At 66.9% G+C, this 24023-nt stretch carries 26 protein-coding genes; 15 read left to right on the top strand and 11 right to left on the bottom strand.

Annotated features, from left to right (window positions below; genetic code table 11):
• Positions 1 to 678: 678 nt before the first annotated feature.
• The 6 genes from ARGLB_RS18050 to ARGLB_RS18025 all read right to left on the bottom strand — a co-directional run bounded on the left by ARGLB_RS18050 (position 679) and on the right by ARGLB_RS18025 (position 4488).
• Complete coding sequence (locus ARGLB_RS18050) at positions 679 to 1083, bottom strand: Hpt domain-containing protein (protein ID WP_003805241.1); 405 nt, start codon at positions 1081 to 1083, stop codon at positions 679 to 681.
• A 475-nt stretch (positions 1084 to 1558) separates the two neighbouring features.
• Positions 1559 to 1900, bottom strand: a complete 342-nt coding sequence (locus ARGLB_RS18045; RefSeq protein ID WP_003805240.1) for a hypothetical protein — start codon at positions 1898 to 1900, stop codon at positions 1559 to 1561.
• A gap of 75 nt (positions 1901 to 1975) precedes the next feature.
• Positions 1976 to 2482, bottom strand: coding sequence for an AFG1/ZapE family ATPase (gene zapE, locus ARGLB_RS18040; RefSeq protein ID WP_003805238.1), 507 nt, complete (start codon positions 2480 to 2482; stop codon positions 1976 to 1978).
• Positions 2482 to 3477, bottom strand: a complete 996-nt coding sequence (gene corA, locus ARGLB_RS18035) for a magnesium/cobalt transporter CorA (RefSeq protein WP_003805236.1) — start codon at positions 3475 to 3477, stop codon at positions 2482 to 2484. Before corA ends, zapE begins: the two co-directional genes overlap by 1 nt.
• A gap of 57 nt (positions 3478 to 3534) precedes the next feature.
• Positions 3535 to 3960, bottom strand: a complete 426-nt coding sequence (locus tag ARGLB_RS18030) for a DUF1761 domain-containing protein (RefSeq protein ID WP_003805235.1) — start codon at positions 3958 to 3960, stop codon at positions 3535 to 3537.
• A gap of 9 nt (positions 3961 to 3969) precedes the next feature.
• Positions 3970 to 4488: an Lrp/AsnC family transcriptional regulator gene (locus tag ARGLB_RS18025; RefSeq protein WP_043419696.1), complete on the bottom strand. Its 519-nt coding sequence runs from the start codon at positions 4486 to 4488 to the stop codon at positions 3970 to 3972.
• A gap of 155 nt (positions 4489 to 4643) precedes the next feature.
• On the opposite strand from ARGLB_RS18025, the gene ARGLB_RS18020 reads away from it, so the two are divergent.
• From ARGLB_RS18020 to ARGLB_RS18010, 3 genes are all read left to right on the top strand, one after another.
• Complete coding sequence (locus ARGLB_RS18020; RefSeq protein ID WP_003805231.1) at positions 4644 to 5879, top strand: MFS transporter; 1236 nt, start codon at positions 4644 to 4646, stop codon at positions 5877 to 5879.
• A gap of 141 nt (positions 5880 to 6020) precedes the next feature.
• On the top strand, positions 6021 to 6740 hold the full coding sequence (locus ARGLB_RS18015; protein ID WP_003805230.1) for an ArsR/SmtB family transcription factor: 720 nt from the start codon (positions 6021 to 6023) through the stop codon (positions 6738 to 6740).
• Entirely contained in the window at positions 6737 to 6973 is a 237-nt protein-coding gene (locus ARGLB_RS18010; protein WP_003805228.1) for a hypothetical protein, read from the top strand. The genes ARGLB_RS18015 and ARGLB_RS18010 overlap by 4 nt, the downstream gene beginning before the upstream one ends.
• Positions 6974 to 7018: 45 nt before the next feature.
• Here the strand turns inward: ARGLB_RS18010 and ARGLB_RS18005 are convergent, their stop codons facing one another.
• Positions 7019 to 7528: an Lrp/AsnC family transcriptional regulator gene (locus tag ARGLB_RS18005; protein WP_003805226.1), complete on the bottom strand. Its 510-nt coding sequence runs from the start codon at positions 7526 to 7528 to the stop codon at positions 7019 to 7021.
• Positions 7529 to 7646: 118 nt separating this feature from the next.
• On the bottom strand, positions 7647 to 8972 hold the full coding sequence (locus tag ARGLB_RS18000; protein WP_085929208.1) for an MFS transporter: 1326 nt from the start codon (positions 8970 to 8972) through the stop codon (positions 7647 to 7649).
• Between the two features lie 89 nt (positions 8973 to 9061).
• Between ARGLB_RS18000 and ARGLB_RS17995 the strand changes: the two genes are divergently transcribed.
• Positions 9062 to 10048: a LysR substrate-binding domain-containing protein gene (locus tag ARGLB_RS17995; RefSeq protein ID WP_003805222.1), complete on the top strand. Its 987-nt coding sequence runs from the start codon at positions 9062 to 9064 to the stop codon at positions 10046 to 10048.
• Between the two features lie 33 nt (positions 10049 to 10081).
• Here the strand turns inward: ARGLB_RS17995 and ARGLB_RS17990 are convergent, their stop codons facing one another.
• The gene (locus ARGLB_RS17990; protein ID WP_003805220.1) at positions 10082 to 11113 is read right to left on the bottom strand and encodes a nitronate monooxygenase; all 1032 of its coding nucleotides are present in this window, start codon (positions 11111 to 11113) and stop codon (positions 10082 to 10084) included.
• 36 nt (positions 11114 to 11149) lie between these two features.
• Between ARGLB_RS17990 and ARGLB_RS17985 the strand changes: the two genes are divergently transcribed.
• The 9 genes from ARGLB_RS17985 (at position 11150) to ARGLB_RS17945 (ending at position 20070) form a co-directional block, all read left to right on the top strand.
• A complete protein-coding gene (locus ARGLB_RS17985) occupies positions 11150 to 12121 on the top strand; it encodes an N-acetylglucosamine kinase (RefSeq protein ID WP_003805219.1) in 972 nt (323 codons plus the stop codon).
• Between the two features lie 55 nt (positions 12122 to 12176).
• A complete protein-coding gene (locus ARGLB_RS17980; protein WP_003805218.1) occupies positions 12177 to 12629 on the top strand; it encodes an NUDIX hydrolase in 453 nt (150 codons plus the stop codon).
• 363 nt (positions 12630 to 12992) lie between these two features.
• A complete protein-coding gene (rsgA, locus tag ARGLB_RS17975; protein WP_003805217.1) occupies positions 12993 to 14054 on the top strand; it encodes a ribosome small subunit-dependent GTPase A in 1062 nt (353 codons plus the stop codon).
• Positions 14055 to 14322: 268 nt separating this feature from the next.
• On the top strand, positions 14323 to 15411 hold the full coding sequence (locus ARGLB_RS17970; protein ID WP_003805216.1) for an ABC transporter ATP-binding protein: 1089 nt from the start codon (positions 14323 to 14325) through the stop codon (positions 15409 to 15411).
• Positions 15411 to 16124: an ABC transporter permease gene (locus ARGLB_RS17965; protein ID WP_003805215.1), complete on the top strand. Its 714-nt coding sequence runs from the start codon at positions 15411 to 15413 to the stop codon at positions 16122 to 16124. The genes ARGLB_RS17970 and ARGLB_RS17965 overlap by 1 nt, the downstream gene beginning before the upstream one ends.
• Positions 16121 to 16864, top strand: a complete 744-nt coding sequence (locus ARGLB_RS17960) for an ABC transporter permease (protein WP_003805214.1) — start codon at positions 16121 to 16123, stop codon at positions 16862 to 16864. The genes ARGLB_RS17965 and ARGLB_RS17960 overlap by 4 nt, the downstream gene beginning before the upstream one ends.
• Entirely contained in the window at positions 16861 to 17820 is a 960-nt protein-coding gene (locus tag ARGLB_RS17955) for an ABC transporter substrate-binding protein (RefSeq protein ID WP_003805213.1), read from the top strand. Before ARGLB_RS17960 ends, ARGLB_RS17955 begins: the two co-directional genes overlap by 4 nt.
• Before the next feature lie 139 nt (positions 17821 to 17959).
• Positions 17960 to 19180: a pyridoxal phosphate-dependent aminotransferase gene (locus ARGLB_RS17950; protein WP_003805210.1), complete on the top strand. Its 1221-nt coding sequence runs from the start codon at positions 17960 to 17962 to the stop codon at positions 19178 to 19180.
• Positions 19181 to 19215: 35 nt separating this feature from the next.
• Entirely contained in the window at positions 19216 to 20070 is an 855-nt protein-coding gene (locus tag ARGLB_RS17945; protein WP_003805208.1) for a polyphosphate kinase 2 family protein, read from the top strand.
• 35 nt (positions 20071 to 20105) lie between these two features.
• On the opposite strand, the gene ARGLB_RS17940 is transcribed toward ARGLB_RS17945, so the two are convergent.
• Entirely contained in the window at positions 20106 to 20384 is a 279-nt protein-coding gene (locus tag ARGLB_RS17940) for an exodeoxyribonuclease VII small subunit (protein WP_003805207.1), read from the bottom strand.
• 74 nt (positions 20385 to 20458) lie between these two features.
• The gene (xseA, locus tag ARGLB_RS17935) at positions 20459 to 21742 is read right to left on the bottom strand and encodes an exodeoxyribonuclease VII large subunit (RefSeq protein ID WP_003805205.1); all 1284 of its coding nucleotides are present in this window, start codon (positions 21740 to 21742) and stop codon (positions 20459 to 20461) included.
• A gap of 298 nt (positions 21743 to 22040) precedes the next feature.
• On the opposite strand from xseA, the gene ARGLB_RS17930 reads away from it, so the two are divergent.
• Positions 22041 to 22889, top strand: coding sequence for a hypothetical protein (locus tag ARGLB_RS17930; protein ID WP_003805203.1), 849 nt, complete (start codon positions 22041 to 22043; stop codon positions 22887 to 22889).
• A 40-nt stretch (positions 22890 to 22929) separates the two neighbouring features.
• Positions 22930 to 24006, top strand: a complete 1077-nt coding sequence (locus ARGLB_RS17925; protein WP_003805200.1) for a 4-hydroxy-3-methylbut-2-enyl diphosphate reductase — start codon at positions 22930 to 22932, stop codon at positions 24004 to 24006.
• Positions 24007 to 24023: the final 17 nt, after the last annotated feature.

The raw sequence follows: 24023 nt of genomic DNA, 5'->3' as shown, positions 1-24023 counted from the left end.
TACACCCCGGTCTTCGGACCGGGGTGTTTTTGCATCCTGGCTGGCGACCCATGGACGTGCCGACAGCCCCGCCTGCGGAGCCGGGTGGTGGAAAGGGGCCGGATTCGGGTACCGGCTACTCGGGTGCGAGCCGGCTTTCCAAGAGAAACTGTATTTGGCCGGTGGCGACGAGTACCTCCGAGAGTAGGCAACTCCCCCCCAGTCGCCGCCGGCCCCACACCGCGTCAGGACGCATGGTCAGACGAATGGGTATACGGGGAAGACCTCAGGAAGGGCCAGCTTCCGCTGCTTGGAAGCGGGAGTTGGCTCCGGGATGCCGGTCGATGGAGTTGGGCTATCCGGCATGAACGCAGTCGCGGGCTTGTCTTCGGAGACCTCGTTGGTGCTGTTCGTCGCTGGCCGGACTGTCATTGCTGGACTCCCTATCTCCCGCCGGAATTCATTCCGGTCCTGTCTGGTAGCGCTCCTGCTGAGAACAATCTCCTCCACGTGACTCAAGGGCATAGCGGCAACTGATCAATACTGGATCAAGATAATTGACCTGGCTTGGTACTCCCTCATCCTCGTAGCCCACGTAGACGTTTGTTCTTCCGCAGCATCTCTGCCAGGGCCCGTCGGCTGACTCCTGCGGCAATGCCGGGGCCGGGCACGCCTGGCAGGGGAATGTGTGGCTGCAGCTCAAGGACCCGACGGTCCGTGGGATTTAGGCGGCAGATGGCCACGTCGGGATGCTTCCCGGACTACCTGCCGGATGTTGGCGAACAGTACTGCCTTCACTGCCGTCATGTCCGGGTTGTGCCCGTGCTTCAGCGCGCTCTCAAGGCTGCGGCAGTAGGCCTCGAGCCGCTGCGCACCGGCCATCCCTGAGCTGGCCCTCAGGCTGATGATGGCCTCAAGGGTCGTGTCTGTATCGCCGCGGGTGAGACCTTTGAAGATCTTGGCGGCCCGTACGGGGAGCATCACCAGATACTCCTCCATGAACTTCTGCGCTACCTCCTCACCGGCTTCCTCCGTGAGGTCCTGCAGCGCGCCGTCGTCCAGTACCGGAAGGTCCTGGCCCGCGTTCGGGTCCTCCTCCGTCATGCAGCCACCTCATCCAGTTGTCCACGCCGTCCTGCGATTCTCAATGAAATGGTCCGGGACACAGCTCAAGAACCTGACACTGTCGTCGCAGGTTCGGATCAAGAGTTCGTGAGGTAATTGTCCGCCGGGTCCGGAGTACATGGGGGGAATGCGTTCCCGGACCCGGCAGTTCTGAAGCGGCGGTTCGCGGCTACCTTCTGCTTCAGGGACAGGAACAGTCTGCAGCCTGCACGCTATGAAACGCCGGAGCAACCTGAGAGCCAGGCTTCGTTTCTACCCCTCGGGTGCGGGGTCGGACGCTGCACGCCCAAGGTTTTCCCAAGCTTGGGCGTGTAGCTGCCATACCAGGAAAAGCGGGGCAGAGCCGGATTCGTCCGCATCTATGCAGGGGCGGACTTGTTTTTCCAACACAAAAGGCGGCCACAGGTCGGGAGGAGTACCCCGCCCGTGGCCGCCAGACGTGTAGGAGTGCGGGCTACTGGCCGCCGCAGAACCTGCTGTAGGTGCTGCCGGCCTGCTCGTAGCCGGTCTTCAGCTCGGTGAGCTTCGCCTCGTCCGGGGTTTCCTTGGCGGACTCGTCCGTGTATTCCAGGATGGCCTGCAGCGCCGGGCGCAGCTCGTCCGAGGACACGGCCTCGATGGGACGGATCTGATTGGCCAGGCGGGTCATGCCGGTCTTGCCCACGGAGTTCGTGGGGTTCGAGACAACCGTCCTGATCCGGTCGCAGGTCTGTGCGGTGGTGAGCTGCGGTGCAGCGCAGGCGGAAGCGGAGAGGACGAACCCGGCGGCAAGCAGGGCGGTAGTGAGTTTCTTCATGATTCCCTCAGTAGTTGATGTCAATCGATTGTAAGCAGACACCACCGGCTCGGGACGGCAGGGTTACGGCTGTTGTTAGCAGCCGCCGGACTGCTCATCCGCCAACTGTTCGTCCGACTCGATCCTTCTCAGCACCGAGAGCCGTGCTCCGATGCGTGACAGGACGGCGGCCAGTTCCCCAGGAGCACCGGCGTCGGGCGCGCCGGAGAAGCTGCCAAACAGGACCGGCGTAATGAGGAACGGAGTGATGTCCCGGTCGTGGAGGACGTCCAGCAACGCCAGGAACCGCTGCCAGTCAGCCGGACTGGCAGCGGACTCTGCAGAAGGTGAAGGTATGCCGTCCACCACCCAGGCCGGGAACGTCTCCGCCAGCAGGAGATAGTCCGCCGTCGACCGATCCCCGCCGCACAGCTCGGCAAAGCCGGCCCACAGCATGTCCGGGTCGGCGCCTTTCACCGGCAGCGGACCGGCGGGGAGGGACAGCACGTCCCGCTGGGAAGGGGAAGGCCTGAACAGCCCGCAGGCGCCCAATTGCCGCTCCGTGCCGGGCGTGATGAGCAGGCCCCGGTGAAACCCGGCCATCAGAGCCAGCCCTTCCGCTTGAAGATGAGGTACATCAGGGCTGCCGTGGCAGCCATCAGCAGCACCGCCATGGGATAGCCGTAGGCCCAATGCAGCTCCGGCATATGGTCAAAGTTCATGCCGTATACGCCGGCCACGAACGACGGGGCGAAGAAGATGGCCGCCCAGGACGAGATCTTTTTTACCTGTTCGTTCTGCTGCGCGCTCGCCTCGTTCTGCCGGTTGGCGGTGAGAGTGCCGTCCAGGGTCAGCGCGTTCTGCAGGAGGTCACGGAATGAATCAGCCCGCGAGATCACCCGCTCCACGTGGTCCTCGACGTCCCGGAGGTTGTGCTGGAGCTCGGCGTCGGCAGCAAAGTCGTCAAATCCCTCGTTGAGCTGCTGCATCATGGCCGGCAGCGGATGGATGGCCCGCTGGAACTGGATAACCTCGCGGGCGAGTTCATAGATGCGGCGGGACACCGCGGAATCCCCGGAAAACAGCTGGTCTTCGATTTCGTCGATGTCGTTTTCCAGCCCGGCAACCACCGGGGCGTAGTCGTCCACCACCTGGTCCAGCAGTGCATACAGCACCGCAGGCGGTCCGTGGCGGAGGAGATCCGGCCTGGACTCCAGACGGCGGCGTACCTGTCCGACGCCGGACATCTCGGCATGCCGGACGGTCACTACGAAGTTCGTGCCAACGAATATGTGGAGCTCGCCGAATTCCACGGTTTCGGTGTCATCGCGGTACCTGGCGGGCCTTAGAACAGTGAAAAGGCTGTCGCCGTAGCGCTCCAGCTTTGGCCGTTGGTGGGCCGATACAGCGTCCTCGACGGCCAGCTCGTGGAGGCCAAACTCCTCGGCGACGGCGGCCATTTCGGCCTGTGAGGGACGGTACAGTCCGATCCAGGCCATTCCGCCGTGGCTGTCCAGGGTTTCAAACGTCTGTTCCAGGTTTCCGGGTTCCGCGGTGCGGACCCCGTCGACGTAGACGGCGTTGTCGATAATGGTCACAGTCTGCAGGTCTCCGTCTGGTTGGGTCAGGACTTTGGGTCAGGACATCGCGTGGGGTCAGGACATCGCGCCGATGATGACTCCGGCAGCTGTCACGGCGAGGACATCGTGGCCGGAGTCGATGAGCGTCACCGCGGCAGGGCGTCCGGCGAACCCGTTGTGGATGACGTGGCCGCCTACGCGGAAAACCACTGCCAGCACAAAGGCGAACGATCCGCCGGCCAGCGCGTTGTCGAGTCCGAGCTTGCTGATCAGAACTGCGAGCAGGATGGCTGTCAGGGCTGCAGCTGCCATCATGGGAACCCAGATTCCGGCGCCGCCGTCAGTGTTCCTGAGGTCCTCCTCTGTCTTGCCCACGGCCTCCATCCACCGCCTGCCGAGCACGGCGGGCAGATACCAGACGAAGCCGATGGCCATGCTCGCGGCGAAGGCAAGAAGCACCGCAAGCCAGTTGACCTGAAAGAAGTAAGAGAGCCAGTCCATGCTCGAATCCTATTCCGGCCGGAGGGCCGCGGGCCCCGGAGACGATTGAACGAGGCGGCTGATCAGCGGCTCGGTCCGGTACGGGATGTGGGTATGGAGGGCCAGCACCGTTTCGGTGCGGATCACGCCCTTGATGCGCAGGATCGAACGCAGCGCGCCTTGGAGATTCTGCGTGTCCGTGGCCACCACCCGGCACCAGACGTCGCCCCGGCCGGAGATCTCGTGCACTTCGAGGACCTGGGGAATCAGCCGCAAAGCGGCGATCACGCCGTCGAGCTCCCGGTGCGTCACTTCAATCGTCACAAAGGCGACGACGTCGTATCCCACCGCTTCGAGGTCGATCTCGCGGCCGCCGTCGTGCAGTATGCCGGAGCGCAGCATCCGGCGCACGCGTGACTGGGCAGTGTTCCGCGCAATGCCGAGTTTTTCGCTCAGCTCGCCGATCTGGACGCGGGGGTCGCGGATCAGCTCGAGCAGGATCTTCAGATCCGTGGGGTCCAAGGTGTTCAAATCGTCACTCCGGTTCATGAATCCGGCCAAAGTTTGATGGTTTTGCTCAATATTCCCACAGAAGGACGCGCGGGTACGCACTCCTGCCGCATTCTTTAGATACCAAGATTCCATCCGTGCGAGCAGCCCCCACAAGGGGCAGGTTCCGCGGACACACAGGCAAGGGCACGGGCATGACCGTCTTTAGCGAACTTCGAATGCGTCCGGTTACGGCCACCCGCTGGGGCTGGAATGCGTCCACCACCGCACGGCTGGCCATGGCCGGCGTCGTCATTTTCACGCTCCTGGTGGGAGCAAACCTGGCGACCCCGCTGTATCCGCTACTGCAGGTACGGCTGGGCATCGGTTCCCTGGGCATCACCGTCGCGTTCGCCGCCTACGTCCTGGCGCTCGTGGCCACGCTCATGCTCGCAGGGCACTGGTCCGACCACATCGGGCGCCGTGCGGCCCTCGTTCTTGCCGTGCTGACGGGGCTTGCCGGTGGCCTGGTCTTTGCGGCCGCGGACACTCTTGCCGGACTGTGCGGCGGGCGGGCGCTCCAGGGCGTCGCCGTCGCCCTGGCCACCGGGGCCAGTTCGGCGGCACTGCGCGAACTACTGCCGGAGCGCCCGGAGTGGGCCTCCCGTTTCACCCTGCTGGCCTCGGCCGGGGGAGTGGCGGCGGGACCCGCGATCGGCGGGATCCTCTCCCTCCTGCCCGGCTCCACCACCACGCCCTACCTCATCCATTCACTCGTCCTGGCCGCCCTGCTCGTCCCGCTGTACCTGCTGCGGGCCCGTCCCGCCATCAAGCCTGCCGCCGGCCCCCGCCCGCTGAAGGCGCTGGCACCGCGCCGGCCCACAGTGTCCCGCGAGGCCCGGGGCGCATTCTGGCTGGCGGCGGCCGTCGGCTTCCTGAGCTTTGCCGTCTTCGGCTTCTGCCTGTCCCTCGCGCCCGGTTATTTCGCCAAGATCCTCGGCACCGATTCGCGGCCGCTGATCGGCCTGCTCGCCGGGCTGACCCTGGGATCGTCCGCCCTGAGCCAGCTGGTCGCCGTCCGGAGCAGGTTCGCGGTGCCGGCGGGGCTGGCGGTGCTGGGCGGCGCGGTGGCGCTCCTCGCGGCCGCGGGTGCCGCCGGAAACCCGTGGCTGCTGGTTGCCGCGAGCGTGACCGCAGGCGCCGGCCAGGGCGTCGCCTTCCGGACTGTTTTCAACGACGTGGCGGGCAAGGTGGAGGCATCCCGGCACGCACAGATCATCAGTACCGTTTATGTGATCACTTACCTCGGAAGTGCTGTCCCCGTGATGGGGCTGGGGATGGCGACGGCGGCCTTCGGGCTCGACGCGGCCGTCGCCGGATTCGTGACAGCCTGCGCCTGCGCGGCGGGGCTGCTCGCAGCGATCACGTGGCGCCGCAGCCTTCGCCAGTAGGAGCGGGCCCGAACCAGCAGGCGGTAGCAGCGCGCGCGGCGGTATCGCCGTCGTAAGAAGCATCTTGCAAAGAAACGATTGCAAAGGATTGATTGCAAAATAACCATTGCAAAGAAATCTTTGCAAGAGTAGCCTTGCGATATGGCAGCTAAGCCGAACTCTGAAGCCCCCGACGTGCAGGATCTGCCGTTCCCCGTCCGGAAGATGGATCCGGCCTCCCTCAAAGCCCTCGCGCACCCGCTGCGGGTCCAGATCCTGGAGATGCTGTCCCGCTACGGTGCGCAGACGGCGTGCAGCCTCGGCGAGCTGCTGGGGGAGTCCAGCGGCTCCACGAGCTATCACCTGCGCCAGCTGGCCAAGCACGACTTCGTCCGGGAGGTGGAGGGTAAAGGCACTGCGCGGGAGCGGTGGTGGGAGCGGCCGCGCGGCGCCATTGAGGTTTCGTCGCCTGAGCTCGCCAGTTCCCCCGCCACCCAGGAAGCGTCGCGGCTGGTGAACCGGGAATTCGAGCTCCGCCGCCAGGCCGCGCTCGCCGACTTTATGGCGCACGGCGCGGACACCCTGGAGCGCGACTGGCTGGAGGCCGCCACCGTAAGCACCGCCAATGTGCGGATGAACGAGGAGCAGCTGGGCGCCTACACGCAGGCCATGGAGGCCTTCTCCTACCGGCTGCTGGAGGAGATCCGCGGCGAGGGGGACCAGGAGGGTGCCCGGCCGGTCCAGATCCACTTCAATGCCTTCCCCATCCTCGGTGTCCCCGCGTCCGCAGGCACCCGCGGCCAGCGCAAGACCCAGTACCCCGCCGAAGCGGAGTCACACAACACAGAACAGTCAGAGAGTCCCGAAAGGAAAGAGCCATGAGCGCTCTATCGGTCAACCAGTCCGTCCCCGGCTACCGCCGTGCCTCCATGCTGGAAGCCGTTGCCGTCCGCATAGGCGCCGGCCTGGTGGAATGGGCGGAACGGCGCCGGGTTGTTCCGGAGGAAGCCGTCCGGCAGCAGCGGGACGCGGCGCGGCGCCGCGACGAATTGAGCCTGTTGCGTGGAGATGTCCTGGGGGCAGCCCACTCGGGGCTGCTCCTTCCCCGCCGCTAGGCAGCGCCGGTTGGCCCGTCGCCCGTCGGTTGACCCAGCCGGGGGTCAGTCCTGTTCCGGCAGCGGCCCGTGGTTGCCCTGCATGTGGTCGAACACCAGTGTGGTTTCGGTGTGGCCCACCACGGGGTCGGTGGCAAGGTTGTCCAGAACCCAGTCCCGCAGGTCCTCGGTGGTGGCGACGGCGATGTGCAGCAGATAGTCGACCGAGCCGGACGTGTGGAAGGTCGACAGTACTGCGGGCAGCTTGGGGACGCGGGAGGTGAACCGGTCGATCTGCTCCCGGTCGTGGGCGCGGAGCCGGACGGCGATCAGGGCCTGGACCGACCGGCCAATCGCGGAAAGGCTCAGTTTCGCTTCAAATCCCTGGATGATGCCCCGGTCCGAAAGAGCGCGGGTGCGCATGAGGGCGGTGGAGGGGGCGATGCCGACGAGCTCGGCCAGCTGCTTGTTGGATATCCGGGCATCGTCCACCAGGGCCGCCAGCAGCCGCTCATCGATGGCGTCAAGCGGCTCGTGCCCCGCCGGCGGCCGAATATTCTTCGGGTTGCTGCTCACGGATCCTCCTGAAGTGTTCTCCGTTCATCTTAGCGGCGGCAATGTTGCCAAGACATTCACAGGCGGGCGCCACTTCCGAACATCTGCAGGTTTTCTGCCCGCTTCGGCGGCGAATTATTCAGGGAAGCTGCAGGGTTGCCTGGTCCGGCTGGCGCTGCCGCCGCCGGCGCCCGGAGGTGGGGTGTGCGACGGCGGTGATCACCGCCGTCGCACACCCCAGGATGATGACGGCGGCCGCCAGCGCCGGCCAGCCGAGGGACTGGAACACCAGTCCTCCGGCCCAGCCCAGGATGCTGGAGCCGAGGTAGTACGCGAGGTTGTACAGCGATGCTGCCTGTGCCCGGCCCGACTGGGCGATGGCTCCGGTCCAGCCAGCACCGATGCTGTGGGCCGCGAAGAAGCCGCCGGTGAAGATGATGAGGCCGGCCAGTATCAGCACCAGCACCTGGGTGAGGGTGAGGGCCAGGCCCGCCGCCATCACCCCGATGCCTGCCAGCAGCACCGTGCGCCGGCCGAAGCGCTGCGTCAGGGTTCCGGCCCAGCGTGAGGTCACGGTGCCTGACAGATAGGCCAGGAAAATGAGGCTGATGAGCGTGGCCGGCAGGCTGAACGGTTCGCCGGAGAGCCGGAACCCGAGATAGTTGTAGACGGCCACGAAGCCGCCCATCAGCAGGAAGGCCTGCACGTAGAGTGCCATCAGCCGGGGGTTGGCCAGGTGCCCCGACAGGGTCCTGGCCGCTCCGCGGAGGCCTACGCCCCGGGCCGGGCTGAAGCCGCGGGCCCTGGGAATCAGGACCAGGAAGAGTACCGCGGCCGCGGTGGCCAGGACGGAGACGGCGAGCGCGGCGGCGCGCCATCCCCACAGTTCCCCCGCCGGACCGGCCACAAGCCTGCCGGCCAGGCCGCCCAGGGTGGTGCCCGCGACGTAGCTTCCGGCCGCTACGGCACCGTGCGCCCGGTCGATCTCCTCGTTGAGGTAGGCGATGGCAATGGCCGGGATACCGCCCAGGGCCATGCCCTCCAGCATGCGGAGGCCCAGCAGGACGGGGAAGGACGTGGCCAGAGGCACCAGCAGTCCCAGCGCCGTGGCCAGGCAGATCCCCCAGGTCATGGCCTTCACCCTCCCGATCCGGTCCGCAAGGAACGACCAGGGGATGACGGTGACGGCGAGACCCACGGTGGCCAGTGAAATGGTCAGCGCGGCTTCCGCGGCGCTCACCCGAAGCTCGGCGGCCATGACGGGGAGCACGGCCTGGGTGGAATAGAGCTGGGCGAAGGTGGCCACCCCGGCAAACGCCAAGCCGGCGAGGATCCTGCCGTAGGCCTGTGAACCCTTGGGATGACCGTTCCACTCGACGGCTGTCCCTGCCACCGGTTCTGCCCGCGCTGCCGGCGCGGGCCGGGAGTCGCTCGGCTGGGTTCCGTGGGTGCGGGGCGTTGGCATGCCTTCAGCGTAGATCTAGGCTGACCTAGCATCCAATGCATGATTCATCGATAATTCATGCTGCAACGGATTGATTGACGGAGGAAACCGTGGACATCGAACACAGGCAGCTCGTGCAGCTGCTGCCGGTTCTGCCGCTGCTGGCGGAGATTGGGCGGACACAGCACATCACCGAAACCGCCGAGCTGCTTGGCGTTCCGCAGTCGACGGTCAGCCGCGCACTGGCGCGCGCCAGTGCCGTGGTGGGAACCGACCTGCTGGTGAGGGACGGCAGGGGAGTAAGGCTCACGCCTGCTGCCGCGACGCTGCTGCCCTATGTGGAATCGGCGCTCGCCGAGTTCCGCGCCGGCCTTGACCTCGTCCGGCACGAGTCGGAGGTGGTGCGCGGCCGGATCGCCGTAACCTTCCAGCACACATTCGGCGAGGCGACGTTGCCGCTGCTCATCAGCGCGTTCCGGAGCCGCTACCCGCAGACGGAGTTCGACCTCAGCCAGGGCTCCCGCGACAGCTGCCTGGCGGAACTTTCCTCCGGCGCCGCCGATCTCGCCCTGACCGCACCCGTGGCACCCGCTGCCAGAACCATCGGCTCGGCCGCCCTGTACCGTGAACCGCTTCGGCTTGTGGTGCACCACCGGCACCCGCTGGCAGGCCGGACGTCGGTGGCTATGGCGGAGATCCGGAAAGACCCGTTCGTTGCGCTCGGATCCGGCTACGGGCTGCGCTCGCTGACGGATGCCCTGTTCAGGGAGGCGGGCTTCAGGCCGCGGATTGCCTTTGAAAGCCAGGATTCACACACCGCACGTGGCCTGGTGTCCGCAGGGCTGGGAGTCAGCATCCTTCCCCCGGAGGGCGGCAGCGGCCCGGGCCGCGGCGTCACGGCAGCCACCGGCGACCTGGGCTGGGTCGAAATTGCGCTGAAATCGGACCTGGCATACCGCGAGATCGGTCTGGCCTGGCGCGAGCGCCGCGGCGCGCGGGAGCGCGAACCGGACGCGCTGCGCCTCTTCCGGATGATGGTGCTGGAGGAGGGGCCGGCGCTGCTGGCTGAGCTGGTCCGGGCCCGGTCGGGTGCCTGACCGGCCGTTGGCGCCGGGCTCCTCACCGGGCGCTTAACTGTCCAGCAGCGCGCCCACCGCTTCGGCCACGGGGCCGGTCCTGGCCGAGCGCCAGCCCTTTCCTGCCCAGAGGTTCAGCCGCTCCCGGTCACCCGCGGCCGCTGCTGCCGCGCGGATGGGGGATGTCAGGTGGTGGATGGCGGGGTAACCTTCAGGGGCGTCGCCGTGGTCGCGGACAAAGTCATTGACGAGTGCCCGTGCGTAGCGGCCGGTGAACGCTCGGGTGGGTGTTGTTTCGGTGAAGCGGTCATCGCCAAGGGCGTCCTTGTGCAGTTGGCGCGCGCCGCTTTCGTCCGTCCGCAGCAGCGCCGTTCCCACCTGCGCGGCAACCGCCCCGGCGGCAATGGCCGACCTGACGGCGGCGGCGTCCGACACCGCGCCGGCCGCGATCAGCGGAAGGTCGACGGCGGCCCCCACCTCCCGGATCAGGTCAGCCGTCGACGGCGGCATGCCGCCGGGTTTCGTCCCGGGCAGGAAAGCACCGGAATGGGCGCCGGCGCTGGTGTGCTGGACGACGAGGGCATCGGCTCCGCGGTCCGCTGCCAGCTCAGCCTCGGCGCGGCTGGTGACGGTGGCGAGGATGGTCGACCCCGCTTTCCGGAGCGCCTCGACAACTGCGGAATCGGGCAGCCCGAACGCGAAGCTGACCAGTTCAACGGGGTTCTGCAGCAGGAGGTCGATCTTCTCCTGCCAGGCGTCGTCGTCGTCCAGCACCAGGGGCGGCACGGCCACGCCGTAGCGCCCGGCGTCACGGCCAAGGCTGCTCCGGTACTCCTCCAGCCTTGCCACGGCGTCGGCGGAAGGGTTCAGCTGTGCATGGTCCGGTACAAAAACGTTCACGCCGAACCGGACGCCGGCGTCCCGGCAGGCGCGGATTTCAGCGCTGACGGCGTCCGCGGTCTTATACCCTGCGGCGAGAAAGCCCAGTCCTCCGGCGCGGTGGACCGCCGAGACGAAGCCCGGCGTGGACGTCCCGCCTGCCATGGGCGCTGCGATAATGCGGGTATCAAACTGGGCGTGGGGCATGGCCGGCTCCTTGGGGCTGATCAGTAGTCTGTTCAGATGACTAGTTCTGACAACCTATCCGGTGCGGCCCCCGTCCCGTCCAGCACAGCCCCGTCCGGCGCCGCCCCGTCCGGCGCCGCCCAGCCCAGCGACGTCGTGATCGGCCTCGACATCGGCGGCACCAAGACGCGGGGCGTCCGCTTCGAGCACGGGGAACCGGTAGCCGATGAGAGCGTGGGGAGCGCCAACGTCCAGAACGTCAGCCGTGAGGACGCCGCGGCGCATCTCGCGGAGCTCTTCGCCAAAATCGGCCGGGGCACGGTAGCGCAGGTCTACGCCGGCGCCGGCGGGATCGACACCGATGAGGATGCCGCTGCCCTGGCCGCACTCATCGAGCCGCACGTCCCGGAGGCCCGGATTACGGTGGTCCACGACTCCCGGCTCCTGCTCGCGGCAGGCGGCGCCAGCACCGGCGTCGCAGTCATTGCAGGCACCGGCTCGGCGGCCTGGGGCGCGAACGGCGCCGGCCAGGAGGCGCGGGCCGGCGGCTGGGGCTACCTCCTGGGCGACGAAGGCAGCGGCTACTGGCTGGGCAGGGAAGCCGTCCGGCACAGTCTGCGGCGGATGAACCAGGGGCAGGAACCGGACGAGCTGACCAGGGCGCTGCTGGACTCCTGCAACACCGATGACCCGAACAAGCTGATCGCGCTCTTCCACTCCCCGGACACCGGACGCCGATTCTGGGCGCAGCAGGCCCGGCTCGTGGTGGAGGCGGCCGACGCCGGCCACAGGGTCAGTCGGGACCTGATCGACCAGGCGGGCAAGGACCTGGCGGACATGGCTGCCCAGGTCCTCCGGCAGCTAGGGCTGGACGGACCGGTCATTCTGGGCAGCGGCCTGGGCATGAACGTTGTCCGGCTCCAGGAATCGTTCCGGCAGCATCTGGCCGTGGCAGGAGTCCACGACGTGCGGATCCTGGAGCAGGACCCCGTTTTCGGAGTCCCGCTGCTCGTCCGCGACCAGGCCTAGGACCGGGTCCGCGGCCGGCCGCCTGCACGCGGATAGCGCGGGCTACGCTGGAGCCATGACCGTTCTCTTTGACACCCGGCCCGCCGCTTACGCGGTGATCATCCGCGACGGCGCCATCCTCCTGGCGTACTGGAAGCAGGACGGCAAGGAAGGCTGGACGCTGCCCGGCGGCGGGCTGGACCTGGCCGAGCACCCGGTGGACGGCTGTATCCGTGAGGTCTTCGAGGAGACCGGCTACCACGCCGAAATCGGTGCGATGCTCGGGATCGACGTCGGGCACTGGCCGGCGGATTCTCGGCTGGACGGGGCGGACCGCGACTTCCAGGCGCTCCGCCTGGTGTATGAGGCGAGGGTGACGGGCGGGGAGCTCACCCACGAAGAGAACGGCACCACCACGCACGCCGCGTGGATACCGCTGCCCGACGTCGGCTCGCTCAACCGGGTGTCCCTGGTGGACGCTGCGCTGCGGCTGTTCCGGGAGCGGCCGGTCAACGGGAAGCTGGACTGAATTTCGGCCACCGCATGGTTTCCCTAGCCAGCCGGCGCCCCGCTGGCTATTCTGGGGGAGTCCCCGGATGTTCTGTCCGGCGGCGGCCAGCCTGGCATGAACTTCGCACCGGGGAGGTGGACCTGATGACTGCAGAATTCGTGCGCGCTCCGCGCCCTGTCGAAAGCACTCTCATTACTCCTGCCCCCGCTGCTGCCCACTCGTAACCAGTCCAGCGCACTCGGTGCACAGAGCACTGCGCTCAGCGCACCGCTGGACGGCTGGCGGCGCTTCGGGGCCAACCCGAGGTTCACAGTGAAAAATCCTTCCGGCATTCGTGCCAACCAGCTACAAAACCAGACCCCTTCAATAAAACCTGACCCCATGCCCGGCCCGGTCCCGTACGGTTTCACGGCAGCGGTGGCCGAGCACTTTGCGGCCCATCCGGCGGCCGGCGGCGAGGCGGCCGCCCGCGTCGTCCGGGTGGACCGTAACCGGATTGTCGCGGCCACAGCCGACGGTCTCGTGCACCTGCCGTACCCGGCCCACGCCGTACCGGCCACCGGTGACTGGATCTGGCTCGGCCGCAGCCGGGCTGCGGAACCGGCCGCCGTCGGCGTTCTCCCGCGCACCTCCGAGTTGAGCCGCAAGCGTGCCTTTGACCCGTCCACGGAAGCACAGGTCCTCGCCGCGAACATCGACATGGTGGGCGTGGTTGTTCCCGTGGACCGTCCGCTGAGCCATAACCGGCTTGAACGGACACTCGTGGCCGTCTGGGATTCCGGCGCCACACCCCTGGTGATCATCACGAAGGCGGACCTGTCGGACATCGCCGATGACGTCGTCGGAAAGGTGATCCTGCAGGCAGCCGGCGTGGACGTGGTGACCACCTCGGCCGAGCAGGGGGACGGCATCGACGAACTGCTCTCGCGGGTGCAGCCGGGGTGGACGCTCGCCCTGCTGGGCCCTTCCGGCGCCGGAAAATCCACGCTCATCAATGCGCTCGTGGGGCACCAGGTCCAGTCAACCGGCGACGTGCGGGCCGCCGATGGCAGGGGCCGGCACACCACGACGTCGCGCGAGCTGGTGCCGCTGCCCAACGGCGCGGTGCTGATGGACACTCCCGGTGTCCGCGGCTTCGGGCTGTTCGACGCCGAGGACGGCATGGAGGAGATGTTCAGCGACCTGCAGGCGCTCTTCGAACAGTGCCGCTTCTCCGACTGCGCCCATGACACCGAACCCGGGTGCGCCGTCCGGGCCGCGCTCGACGACGGGTCCCTCGAGGAGAGGCGGTGGGCCAGTTACCGCAAGCTCCAGCGCGAGCTTGGTGCCCTTGAGCGGCGCCACGACGCTGCGGCGAGAAGGGCGTACCAGCGGGAATGGCACCAGAAGGTGGTGGTGGCCGGCCGGAGCCAGCGGGCCGCCGAACGCTACCGCCACTCCTGAGGCTGGAGTTTTTGTCCAGCCAATGGCCGCTCCGGGGGCATTTGGACCCATTATCCGGACAAAAACTCCTCCACCCATCCGGACGGGGGAGGGCGCCGAATCACCAGTGTTTGTCTCCGAATGATCACGGTGTCCGCGGCTTCGGCGGTTTTGCTTCGGGCACTGGTTACGCTGTGTCAAGACGCGCTTTACAGCCAAAAAACAGCGTGCTTATGATCAGTTCGCTTTACCGTCCGATGTTGCCGCCCAACAGTTAGGTAAGCCGGGTATGGCCGAAGCCATGATTGAGTTCCAAAGCGTCACCAAGCAGTACCAGGGCGGGCAACCGGCGGTGGACCAGCTGAGCATGTCCATTGACCGGGGCTCCATCACGGTGTTCGTGGGACCGTCAGGCTGCGGCAAGACCACCTCCCTGCGCATGATCAACCGGATGGTGGAACCCACGTCCGGGACCATCACCGTGGGCGGGCGGGACGTCACCTCCGTACCGGCGGCCGAGCTCAGGCGCTCCATGGGCTACGTGATGCAGTCGTCCGGGCTGATGCCGCACCGCTCCGTGGTGGACAACATCGCCACCGTGCCCCGCCTGAACGGCGTCTCGAAAGCCGACGCCCGCAAGCGCGCGGAAGAACTGCTCGACGTCGTGGGGCTGGACCCGTCGCTGGGCAAGCGGTACCCGTCGCAGCTCTCGGGCGGCCAGCAGCAGCGCGTCGGCGTGGCCCGGGCGCTCGCCGCCGATCCGCCGGTCCTGCTGATGGATGAGCCCTTCAGTGCCGTGGATCCCGTGGTCCGCGACGAACTGCAGCAGGAGCTCCTCCGGCTGCAGCGCGACCTGGCCAAGACCATCGTCTTTGTCACCCACGACATCGACGAGGCCACCGTGCTGGGGGACAAGGTGGCGGTCTTCGCCGTCGGCGGCAAGCTGGCGCAGTACGCCACGCCGGAGGAGATCCTCCGGGCACCGGCGAGCGAGTTCGTCGCTTCCTTCGTCGGCCGGGACCGCGGTTTCCGGCACCTTGGGTTCACCACGGCCGACGGCGTTGCGGTCCATCCCGTTGAAACGGTCACCCGGGGCGGGGACGCCGGTGCACATCCGGACAGTTGGCGACTGGTGGTGGATGAACAGCAGCGCCCGCTGGGCTGGGAAGGCCCCGGCCTCGACTCCCAGCTCATTCCCGGCGGCTCACTGTTCCGGCCGGGCGACACCCTCCGGCGCGCCCTGGACGCCGCGCTGTCTTCGCCGTCGGGGCTCGGCGTCGCGGTCGACGGCGACGGCAAGGTTGCCGGCGTCGTCAAGGGCGCGGAGGTGCTCAGCGTCATCGAGTCCGCACGCCGGGCCCGGCAGGGCGCACTCTGATGGAGTGGTTCCTGGCGAACAGCCCCATGGTCTTTGAACGGGCCGGCCAGCACCTGGTCCTGGCCCTGGTGCCGATGATCCTGGGCCTGCTGATCTCCATCCCGCTGGCACAGTTCTCGCGGCGGCACAGCGCACTCCGGCAGCTCGTGGCCACCGTGAGTTCCCTGCTCTACACCATCCCCTCGCTGGCCTTGTTCATCATCCTGCCGCCGCTGCTGGGAACCCGGATCCTTGACCCGCTGAACGTTATTGTCGCCCTGACCATTTACGCGGTGGCGCTGCTGGTGCGGGCCGCCATGGACGCCTTCGATTCCGTGGATGATGACCTCCGGCAGGCGGCCGTGGCCATGGGGTACAAGCCCGCCGCGCGGTTCCTGCAGATCGACCTGCCGCTGTCCCTGCCCGTGATGTTCGCTGGCCTGCGCGTCGTGTCGGTGAGCAACATTTCGCTGGTGAGCGTCGCCGCCCTGCTGGGGGTCGGGAACCTCGGAATGCTGTTCACGGACGGGCTGCAGCGGAACTTCGTCACCGAGGTGGTGGTGGGGATTATCGCCATCCTGCTGCTGGCCCTGGTGATGGACGCCCTGCTGGTGATCCTGGAACGGGTCCTCACGCCCTGGACCAGGGCAGGCTCCATAGGGACCGGCGCGAAGGCTCAATCCGGCGCCGAATTCCTCGCCGACGCCAAGGTGCACGCGGGGGCCGGCTCATGAACATCTTCACCGAAACTTTCGCGTGGCTCGCCGACCCTTCGCACTGGTCGGGCCCGGGCGGGATACCCGTCCGTCTCCTCGAACACCTGCAGTACAGCGGCCTGGTCCTGCTTATCGCCGCGGCCATTGCCGTCCCGGTGGGGCTCTACATCGGCCATACGGGCAGGGGCCGCGTGGTGGCCGTGGCCGTGGCCGGAGCCCTCCGGGCGCTGCCCACACTCGGACTGCTGGTGCTGTTCGCCCTCGTTGCCGGAAGCGGCCTCATGCCGCCGGTGTGGGCGCTGGTCATCCTCACGGTCCCGCCGCTGCTGGCCGGCACCTACGCCGGCATTTCCAGCGTGGACGCCAGCGTGGTGGACGCCGCCCGCGCCATGGGCATGAAAGAGCTGCAGGTCTTGTTCGGCGTGGAGGTTCCCAACGGGCTCCTCGTGATGTTCGGCGGCATCCGCACCGCCGTGCTGCAGGTGATCGCCACAGTGTCGGTGGTGGCCTACCTTCCGCTCGGCGGCCTGGGACGCTACCTGTTCGACGGGCTGGTGCTCCAGGACTTCCCCCGGATGCTGGCAGGTTCGCTTCTTATCGCGGCGCTGGCGATCGTCGTCGACCTCGTCCTGGCGGCCGTGCAGCGGCTGGTCGTTTCACCGGGACTTTCCGCACGTTCCAAGGGCGGCCGCAAGGCCGCCACCGATCTCTCGGCTGCCGCGCCCGCGGCGGCCGCTGTTCAAGGAGGCACCGCATGAAGCACCCCGTCCGCACGACTCTTACCCGCCGTGGCCTGGGCGGCCTCGCCGCCGGTGTCGGCGTCGTCCTTGCCCTGTCCGCCTGCAGCAGCGGCAGCCCGCTGTCTTCCCCCTCCACGAGTGCAACCGGCGGCGCCACCTCCGGCGGTTCCCTTGTCGTGGGCTCCGCGGACTTCCCGGAAAGCCAGATCATCGCCGAGATCTATGCCGGCGCTTTGAACGCGGCCGGAGTTACCGCCACCACCAAGCCGAACATCGGCTCCCGCGAGATCTACTTCAAGGCCGTCCAGGACGGATCCGTGGATGTGGTTCCCGACTACTCCGGCAACCTTCTGTCCCACGTCGACGCGCAGGCTGCTGAGGTCACGCCGGAGGACGTCTACAAGGCCCTTCCGGGCAAACTTCCGCAGGGTCTCGCCGTGCTTGAGCCGTCCAAGGCCGAGGACAAGGACGCCATGGTGGTCACCAAGGCCACCGCCGAAAAGTACCAGCTGAAGTCCATCGAGGACCTGGCCAAGGTCTGCAAGGACCTGACCATGGCCGCGCCTGCCACCTTCGAAACCCGGTCCTACGGGTTCCCGGGGCTCAAGAAGAACTACAACTGCGAGCTCAAGGCGCTCAAGCCGTTCAGCGACGGCGGCGGCAACCTCACGCTGCAGGCGCTCCTGAGCGACGAGGTGCAGGTGGCCGACATCTTCACCACCACGCCGTCCATCGCGGACAACGACCTCGTTGTGCTGGAGGACCCGAAGAACAACTTCAAGGCCCAGCAGGTGCTCCCGCTCTACAACGACGCGAAGGTGACGGACAAGGCCAAGGAGGCGCTGAACAACGTCTCCAAGACCCTCACTACGGACGACCTGATCAACCTCAACCGTGCCGTGAGCGGAAGCCAGAAGCAGAACGCCAAGGATGCGGCTGCCGCGTGGCTCAAGGACAAGGGCATCGTCAAGTAGGCGGTGCTGCTTACTCAGTGAGTACGACGGCGGCTGCCGGTTCCGCGCGGACCGGCAGCCGCCGTCGTCGTTAAGCGGGTGACGGGACTGTGAGGCACGTCTCCCCGGAAGTACATCCCGCTTGTGGCATATTTGATGAATGGCAGAATTCAAGCAGTCCACCAAGCTTCATAATGTCCTTTACGACATCCGTGGACCGATTCTTCAGGCCGCCCAGCAGATGGAGGCAGAGGGGCACCGCATCCTCAAACTGAACATCGGCAACCCAGCACCCTTCGGTTTTGAAGCGCCGGACGCGATTTTGGTGGACATGATCCGCCACCTGCCCCACGCCCAGGGATACAGCGATTCCCGCGGCATCTTCTCGGCCCGCACCGCCGTCTCGCAGTACTACCAGACCCGCGGCATCCAAAGCATCCACGTGGACGACATCTACCTGGGCAACGGTGTCAGCGAACTGATCACCATGTCGCTGATGGCACTGCTCGACGACGGCGACGAAATCCTGATCCCCACCCCGGACTATCCGCTGTGGACTGCCTCCGTGGCGCTGGCCGGCGGCCGTCCCGTGCACTATCTCTGCGACGAGGAGTCCGGCTGGCAGCCCGACCTGGAAGACCTCGAGGCCAAGATCACGCCCAGCACCAAGGGGATCGTGGTCATCAACCCGAACAACCCCACCGGCGCCGTGTACCCGGAAAGCACCCTGCGCAAGATCGTTGCCCTGGCGGAAAAGCACGGGCTGGTGATCTTCGCCGACGAAATCTACGAGAAGATCCTCTACGAGGACGCCGTGCACGTGAACCTGGCCGGGCTTACCGGCGACGACGTGCTGTGCCTGACCTTCAGCGGGCTGTCCAAGGCCTACCGCGTCTGCGGCTACCGCGCAGGATGGATGGCGATCTCCGGACCGAAGAAGGAGGCCGCGGACTACCTCGAAGGCATTAACCTGCTGGCCAACATGCGGCTGTGCGCCAACGTCCCGGCCCAGCACGCCATCCAGACTGCCCTGGGCGGGTACCAGAGCATCAGCGACCTCATCCTGCCCGGCGGCCGGCTGCTGGAACAGCGCAACAAGGCGTACGAGATGCTCAACGCCATCCCCGGCGTCAGCACCCAGCAGGCACGGGGAGCCCTCTACCTGTTCCCCAAGCTGGACCCGGAGGTCTACAACATCCGGGACGACGAAAAGTTTGTCCTGGACCTGCTCAAGGAACAGAAGATCCTGGTCTCGCATGGCCGGGCGTTCAACTGGGTCCGGCCCGACCACTTCCGGATGGTGACCCTGCCGAACGTCAAGGACATCGAGGAAGCAATTGGCCGCATGGGAGACTTCCTCAGCAGGTATCAGGGGAATTAGCCTTTACCCACAGACAACAGTGGAAAGAGGTCCCCATGGCCGGCGTTGCGGAATTCACGAAGTTCCCCTCCGAATCCTTGAAAGTCGGCAAGGGGTTCAAGCTGGCGGAAGTTGATCCGGACACCACCCCGGGCTATCCCGGGAACAAGGCCGACGGCGAGGCCCTCCTTGAGGAGTTGGATGACAAGCTCGCCGAGCTGCAGGAAAAGCTGTTTGCCGAGTCCAAGTTTGGCGGCACCAAGCGCGTCCTGCTGATCCTGCAGGGAATGGACACCGCCGGCAAGGGCGGGATCGTGAAGCACGTGCTGGGCGCCATGGATCCGCAGGGCGTACAGTTCAAATCCTTCAAGGCCCCCACCCCAGAGGAACGCGCCTACGACTTTCTCTGGCGTATCGAAAGGGAAGTCCCGGGCGCCGGCATGCTGGGGGTCTTTGACCGGTCACACTACGAGGATGTCCTGATCCACCGGGTCCACCGCTGGGCGGACCCGAAGGAAATCGAACGCCGCTACAAGGCGATCAATGAGTTCGAAGCCCGGCAGGTTGCCGTAGGCACGAAGGTCATCAAGGTCATGCTGCATATCAGCAACGACGAGCAGAAAGAGCGGCTCCTGGCCAGGCTGGACAACCCGGCCAAGCACTGGAAGTACAACACCGAGGACCTGAAACAGCGCGCCTTCTGGGACGACTACATGGCCGCCTACCAGGCTGCCTTCGATGCCACCAACACGGACCACGCGCCGTGGTACGTCGTGCCGGCCAGCAAGAAATGGTATGCGCGCATTGCGGTCCAGCAACTGCTGCTGGAGGGGCTCGGCGAGTTCGATCTGGAGTGGCCCAAGGCCGAGTTCGACGTCGAAGCCGAGCGCCGCCTCGTCGAGCGGTCCTGAACCCGGCTTAATCTGCGGCCAAATCCCCGCCGGCGCTAGCTGTCCTTGCGGGCAGCCGCGAGCCTTTTCCGGGCGCCCTCCAGCCATTCTTCACAGCGCCGCGCCAGTGCCTCGCCCCGTTCCCACAGGGCCAGGGAGTCCTCGAGGCTGGTCCCGCCGGCCTCGAGCTTGGAGACCACGGCCACCAGCTGTTCCCGTGCTTCCTCGTAGCTGAGGGCATCAATGTCCGGAGGAAGCGCCGTGCCCGGCTGTGCTGTGCTGTTCGCAGGCTCCGTGCTGTTCTCTGGCTCTGTGCTGATGGTCGGGTCTGTCATGTTTTCTGGCCTGTCGTGTCGGTGGTGATGTCATGAGGTGCTGGCGCCATGGCCGGCTTAGGGTGCGTCCCGGTTCATGGTGCGCCTGTGGATTCCGCGCCGAACCGCCCGCCGGCCACCCGGACCGAGAGCGCGGCTCCGGCCGGGGCCTGGGCGGGCTGGCGGACCACTGCGCCGCCGGACCCGGAAAGCTGTACCACGGCGTAACCGCGGTCAAGAGTCTGCTGCGGTGACAAGGCCCGGACCTGCGCCTGAAGGTGGACCAGCTGGTCGGAAGCCCTTGTGACGGCGGCGCTGATGGCCGCCGTCGACCGTTGGGCCAGCCGTTCCACATCGTCCGCGCGCGCAGTGATCATACTCTCAGGAGACGCGAGGACGGGACGGGACCGGACTGCCGCCAGACGGTCCGTTTCCCGGGCCACCAGCAGCGTGACGGAGCGGCGCAGCTGGGCCTCAGCCTGCCGGACCCGGGCAAGTTCCTCCGAGACTTCCGGCACGATCCGCTTGGCTGCGTCAGTGGGCGTGGAGGCCCGGAGATCGGCGACGTCGTCCAGGATGGGCCGGTCCGCCTCGTGTCCGATCGCGCTGACCACCGGAGTCACCGCGGCGGCGACCGCGCGGATGAGTTCCTCGCTGCTGAACGGCAGCAGGTCCTCCAGCGCTCCGCCACCGCGGGCGATCACGATGACGTCGACCTCGGGACGGGCATCGAGTTCGCGCAACGCCCTGACCATCTGGGATACGGCAGTGTTGCCCTGCACTGCAACTTCGCGGATCTCGAACTCAACTGCCGGCCAGCGCAGGGCCGCGTTGCGCAGCACGTCCTTCTTGGCATCGGAGTCGCGGCCGGTGATGAGACCGATCCGGTGGGGGAGCAGCGGAAGGCGCTTTTTCCGCGACTCGGCAAACAGCCCTTCCGCGGCCAGGGCGTGGCGCAGCCGTTCTATCCGTGCGAGGAGATCACCCAGTCCAACCGGGCGGATGTCCTTCACGGACATGTTCAGGCGCCCGGTCTTCATCCAGAACTCAGCCTTCAGCAGGGCAACCACCCGGCTTCCGCGTTCAAGCGGTGCCTCCTGGCGGTCGAGCAGCTTGGACCAGATGGAAGCCGGCAGGGAGATCTCGGCGTCAACATCCCGGAGGGTGAGGAAGGCACTGCCGCCGCGCCGGTTCAGTTCGATGACCTGCCCTTCTACCCAGGCTGCCGGTGCCCGATCGATGTGGGTCTTGAGCTTCTGGGAGAGCAACTGCAGCGGCCAGGGGTTGTCCGGGCTCGTGTCGGCGGCAGTGGCCGGCACCGTGCTGGGGCCGGCTGCGGGGGCCGTGCCGGGTACAGGGACGGTGGCGTTTTCAGCCATGTGCAGCCCCGGTGGCGGCGAATGCCAGTTGCATGGTCGCGGTCCTTTGCCTGTGGATGGTGCGTGCGCGGTGGGTTAATCCACTCTATCCATAGCTGTATCACCCGGCTCCGACATTGTTGACAGCGTGGCATAGCTGATAAGCCGGAATTGCCGGTGGCCCGACGATTTGGATCGTCCTGCTTTTTCGATCGGCTGCCTACTTTTTCGATCATGCGACGGCGCACCTAGGATGGCAGTGTCCTGCTGACCAGCCGGGCATCCGACCAGCCGAGAATCCCCACCAGCTAGGAATCCCTTGCGCTCATTTCTTGCGGCCTTGGCCGTCATCCTTGGTCTTCTCCTCTCCGCCGCCGCGGTTCCGGCCATCTGGGTGGACCGCAACATCGTGCAGGAGGATGGCTTCGTTGCCCTGGCTGCACCACTGGGTAAGGATCCGGATTTCCAGAAGCGCCTGGCAACGGCCGCCGTCAGCAGCATTGATACCGGCGGCACCCTCCCGCCGCAGGTGGCCGCACTGGTCCGGCCGGTGCTGGAAAAGGCGGCAACCTCTCTCACTGGCCTGCCCGAGTACCCGGCTGCCTGGGAAGAAACACTGCGGAAGAGCCACCGCCTCAACTTCGCCGACCCGGCGTCCCTTCCGCCTGAAGCGGAATCCGGCACCTCGCTGACCCTGGATGTGGCCCCGCTCGTCGCCCTTGCGGCCAAGCAGATTTCCAGCCAGGTGGGTGTGCCGCTGGAGGCCCCGGGCCAGACGCTGGTGAACATCGGACAGACGAACCAGCGGCAGCTCATTGACCGGGTTTCCGCATACTCTCCGCTGGGATACAGCCTGGCCGTCGGTGCCGGCGTGGCGTTTCTCCTCGCGCTCGTGACGGCCCGCCGGCGGTGGAAAGTCCTGGCCGGCATTGGAGTGGGCGCACTGGCGCTGTCCGGACTGTGGACGCTGGCATCCCGCTCGGCCGCCGACGCCGTCATGGGAACCGCGAGCGGAAACGAAATGGCAGACCTGTTCAAGCGCGAGTTCGTGGCGGCTTCAGCTGCCGGGTTTGCGTCGTGGACGCTGGCGGCGGCGATCGTCGGTGCGGCCCTGGCGGCGGCAGGCGTGCTGGCCAGGGTGGTCGGCGGTCCTGCCCGCAGGCGATGAGCCGCCCAGGGGCCTGCCGCCCAGCCGGTAGCATGGAGCAATGACCTCCTCTGCAGTTTCCCTTTCGATGCCAACCGTCCCGCGCCGGCGGCGTTCGCCGGAGGAAGTGCTCGCGGCGGCACCGGTCCCCGGCCCCAAGAAGGTTTTGCTGGCAGCCCCGCGCGGATATTGCGCCGGCGTGGACCGCGCGGTCATCGCCGTCGAAAAGGCACTGCAGCACTACGGACCGCCCGTCTATGTCCGGAAGCAGATCGTCCACAACGTCCACGTGGTCAGCTCCCTGGAGGAACAGGGCGCCATCTTCGTGGACGAAACGGACGAAGTGCCCGAGGGCGCCCTGGTCATATTCTCGGCCCACGGCGTTTCGCCGGCGGTGGTCCAGTCCGCGGAGGACCGCGGGCTGCGGACGATCGATGCGACCTGCCCCCTCGTGACCAAGGTGCACAAGGAGGCCGTCCGCTTCGCCAAGGACGACTTCGACATCCTCCTGATCGGCCATGACGGCCACGAAGAGGTTGAAGGAACGTCCGGCGAGGCCCCCGAGCACATCCAGATCATCAATGGCCCCCATGAGGTGGACAAGGTGACGGTACGGGACCCCGAAAAGGTCATCTGGCTTTCCCAGACCACGCTCAGCGTGGACGAGACCATGGAGACTGTGCGGCTGCTCAAGGATCGCTTCCCCACGCTCCAGGATCCGCCCAGCGACGACATCTGCTACGCCACGACCAACCGCCAGGTGGCCATCAAGAAGATCGCGCCCCAGGCTGATCTGGTGATCGTGGTCGGCTCGGCAAACTCCTCCAACTCCGTGCGCCTCGTCGAAGTGGCACTCGAATACGGCGCCAAGGCGTCGTACCGTGTTGACTTCGCCAACGAGGTGGACGAGTCCTGGTTCGAGGGTGTTGCCACCGTGGGCGTCACCTCAGGCGCGTCCGTCCCGGAGGTCTTGGTCAAGGACGTGCTCCGTCTCCTGGCCGACTACGGATACGACGCCGTCGAGGAGATTGTGACTGCGGAGGAGGACCTCCTCTTCTCCCTGCCCAAGGAGCTTCGCGCCACGCTCAAGGAAGCGGGGGACGTGTCCCGCGCCCTTGGCGGACGCCGTTCGCGCTAGCAGGAGAGCGCGAGCCG

The organism is Arthrobacter globiformis NBRC 12137 (assembly GCF_000238915.1).
Classification (GTDB): Bacteria; Actinomycetota; Actinomycetes; order Actinomycetales; family Micrococcaceae; genus Arthrobacter; species Arthrobacter globiformis.
This window is presented reverse-complemented; position numbering and strand designations above follow the sequence as displayed.

Coding starts and splice junctions, on each gene's coding strand:
- ARGLB_RS18025 (WP_043419696.1), bottom strand. CDS start 4,488: ATGAACCGGAGTGACGATTTGAACACCTTGGACCCCACGGATCTGAAG.
- ARGLB_RS17940 (WP_003805207.1), bottom strand. CDS start 20,384: ATGACAGACCCGACCATCAGCACAGAGCCAGAGAACAGCACGGAGCCT.
- ARGLB_RS17960 (WP_003805214.1), top strand. CDS start 16,121: ATGAACATCTTCACCGAAACTTTCGCGTGGCTCGCCGACCCTTCGCAC.
- ARGLB_RS18030 (WP_003805235.1), bottom strand. CDS start 3,960: ATGGACTGGCTCTCTTACTTCTTTCAGGTCAACTGGCTTGCGGTGCTT.
- ARGLB_RS18050 (WP_003805241.1), bottom strand. CDS start 1,083: ATGACGGAGGAGGACCCGAACGCGGGCCAGGACCTTCCGGTACTGGAC.
- ARGLB_RS18015 (WP_003805230.1), top strand. CDS start 6,021: ATGGCAGCTAAGCCGAACTCTGAAGCCCCCGACGTGCAGGATCTGCCG.
- rsgA (WP_003805217.1), top strand. CDS start 12,993: ATGCCCGGCCCGGTCCCGTACGGTTTCACGGCAGCGGTGGCCGAGCAC.
- ARGLB_RS17990 (WP_003805220.1), bottom strand. CDS start 11,113: ATGCCCCACGCCCAGTTTGATACCCGCATTATCGCAGCGCCCATGGCA.
- ARGLB_RS17965 (WP_003805215.1), top strand. CDS start 15,411: ATGGAGTGGTTCCTGGCGAACAGCCCCATGGTCTTTGAACGGGCCGGC.
- zapE (WP_003805238.1), bottom strand. CDS start 2,482: ATGGCCGGGTTTCACCGGGGCCTGCTCATCACGCCCGGCACGGAGCGG.
- ARGLB_RS18000 (WP_085929208.1), bottom strand. CDS start 8,972: ATGCCAACGCCCCGCACCCACGGAACCCAGCCGAGCGACTCCCGGCCC.
- ARGLB_RS18020 (WP_003805231.1), top strand. CDS start 4,644: ATGACCGTCTTTAGCGAACTTCGAATGCGTCCGGTTACGGCCACCCGC.
- xseA (WP_003805205.1), bottom strand. CDS start 21,742: ATGGCTGAAAACGCCACCGTCCCTGTACCCGGCACGGCCCCCGCAGCC.
- ARGLB_RS17985 (WP_003805219.1), top strand. CDS start 11,150: ATGACTAGTTCTGACAACCTATCCGGTGCGGCCCCCGTCCCGTCCAGC.
- ARGLB_RS17955 (WP_003805213.1), top strand. CDS start 16,861: ATGAAGCACCCCGTCCGCACGACTCTTACCCGCCGTGGCCTGGGCGGC.
- ARGLB_RS17925 (WP_003805200.1), top strand. CDS start 22,930: ATGACCTCCTCTGCAGTTTCCCTTTCGATGCCAACCGTCCCGCGCCGG.
- ARGLB_RS17950 (WP_003805210.1), top strand. CDS start 17,960: ATGGCAGAATTCAAGCAGTCCACCAAGCTTCATAATGTCCTTTACGAC.
- ARGLB_RS17980 (WP_003805218.1), top strand. CDS start 12,177: ATGACCGTTCTCTTTGACACCCGGCCCGCCGCTTACGCGGTGATCATC.
- ARGLB_RS18010 (WP_003805228.1), top strand. CDS start 6,737: ATGAGCGCTCTATCGGTCAACCAGTCCGTCCCCGGCTACCGCCGTGCC.
- ARGLB_RS18045 (WP_003805240.1), bottom strand. CDS start 1,900: ATGAAGAAACTCACTACCGCCCTGCTTGCCGCCGGGTTCGTCCTCTCC.
- ARGLB_RS17945 (WP_003805208.1), top strand. CDS start 19,216: ATGGCCGGCGTTGCGGAATTCACGAAGTTCCCCTCCGAATCCTTGAAA.
- ARGLB_RS17970 (WP_003805216.1), top strand. CDS start 14,323: ATGGCCGAAGCCATGATTGAGTTCCAAAGCGTCACCAAGCAGTACCAG.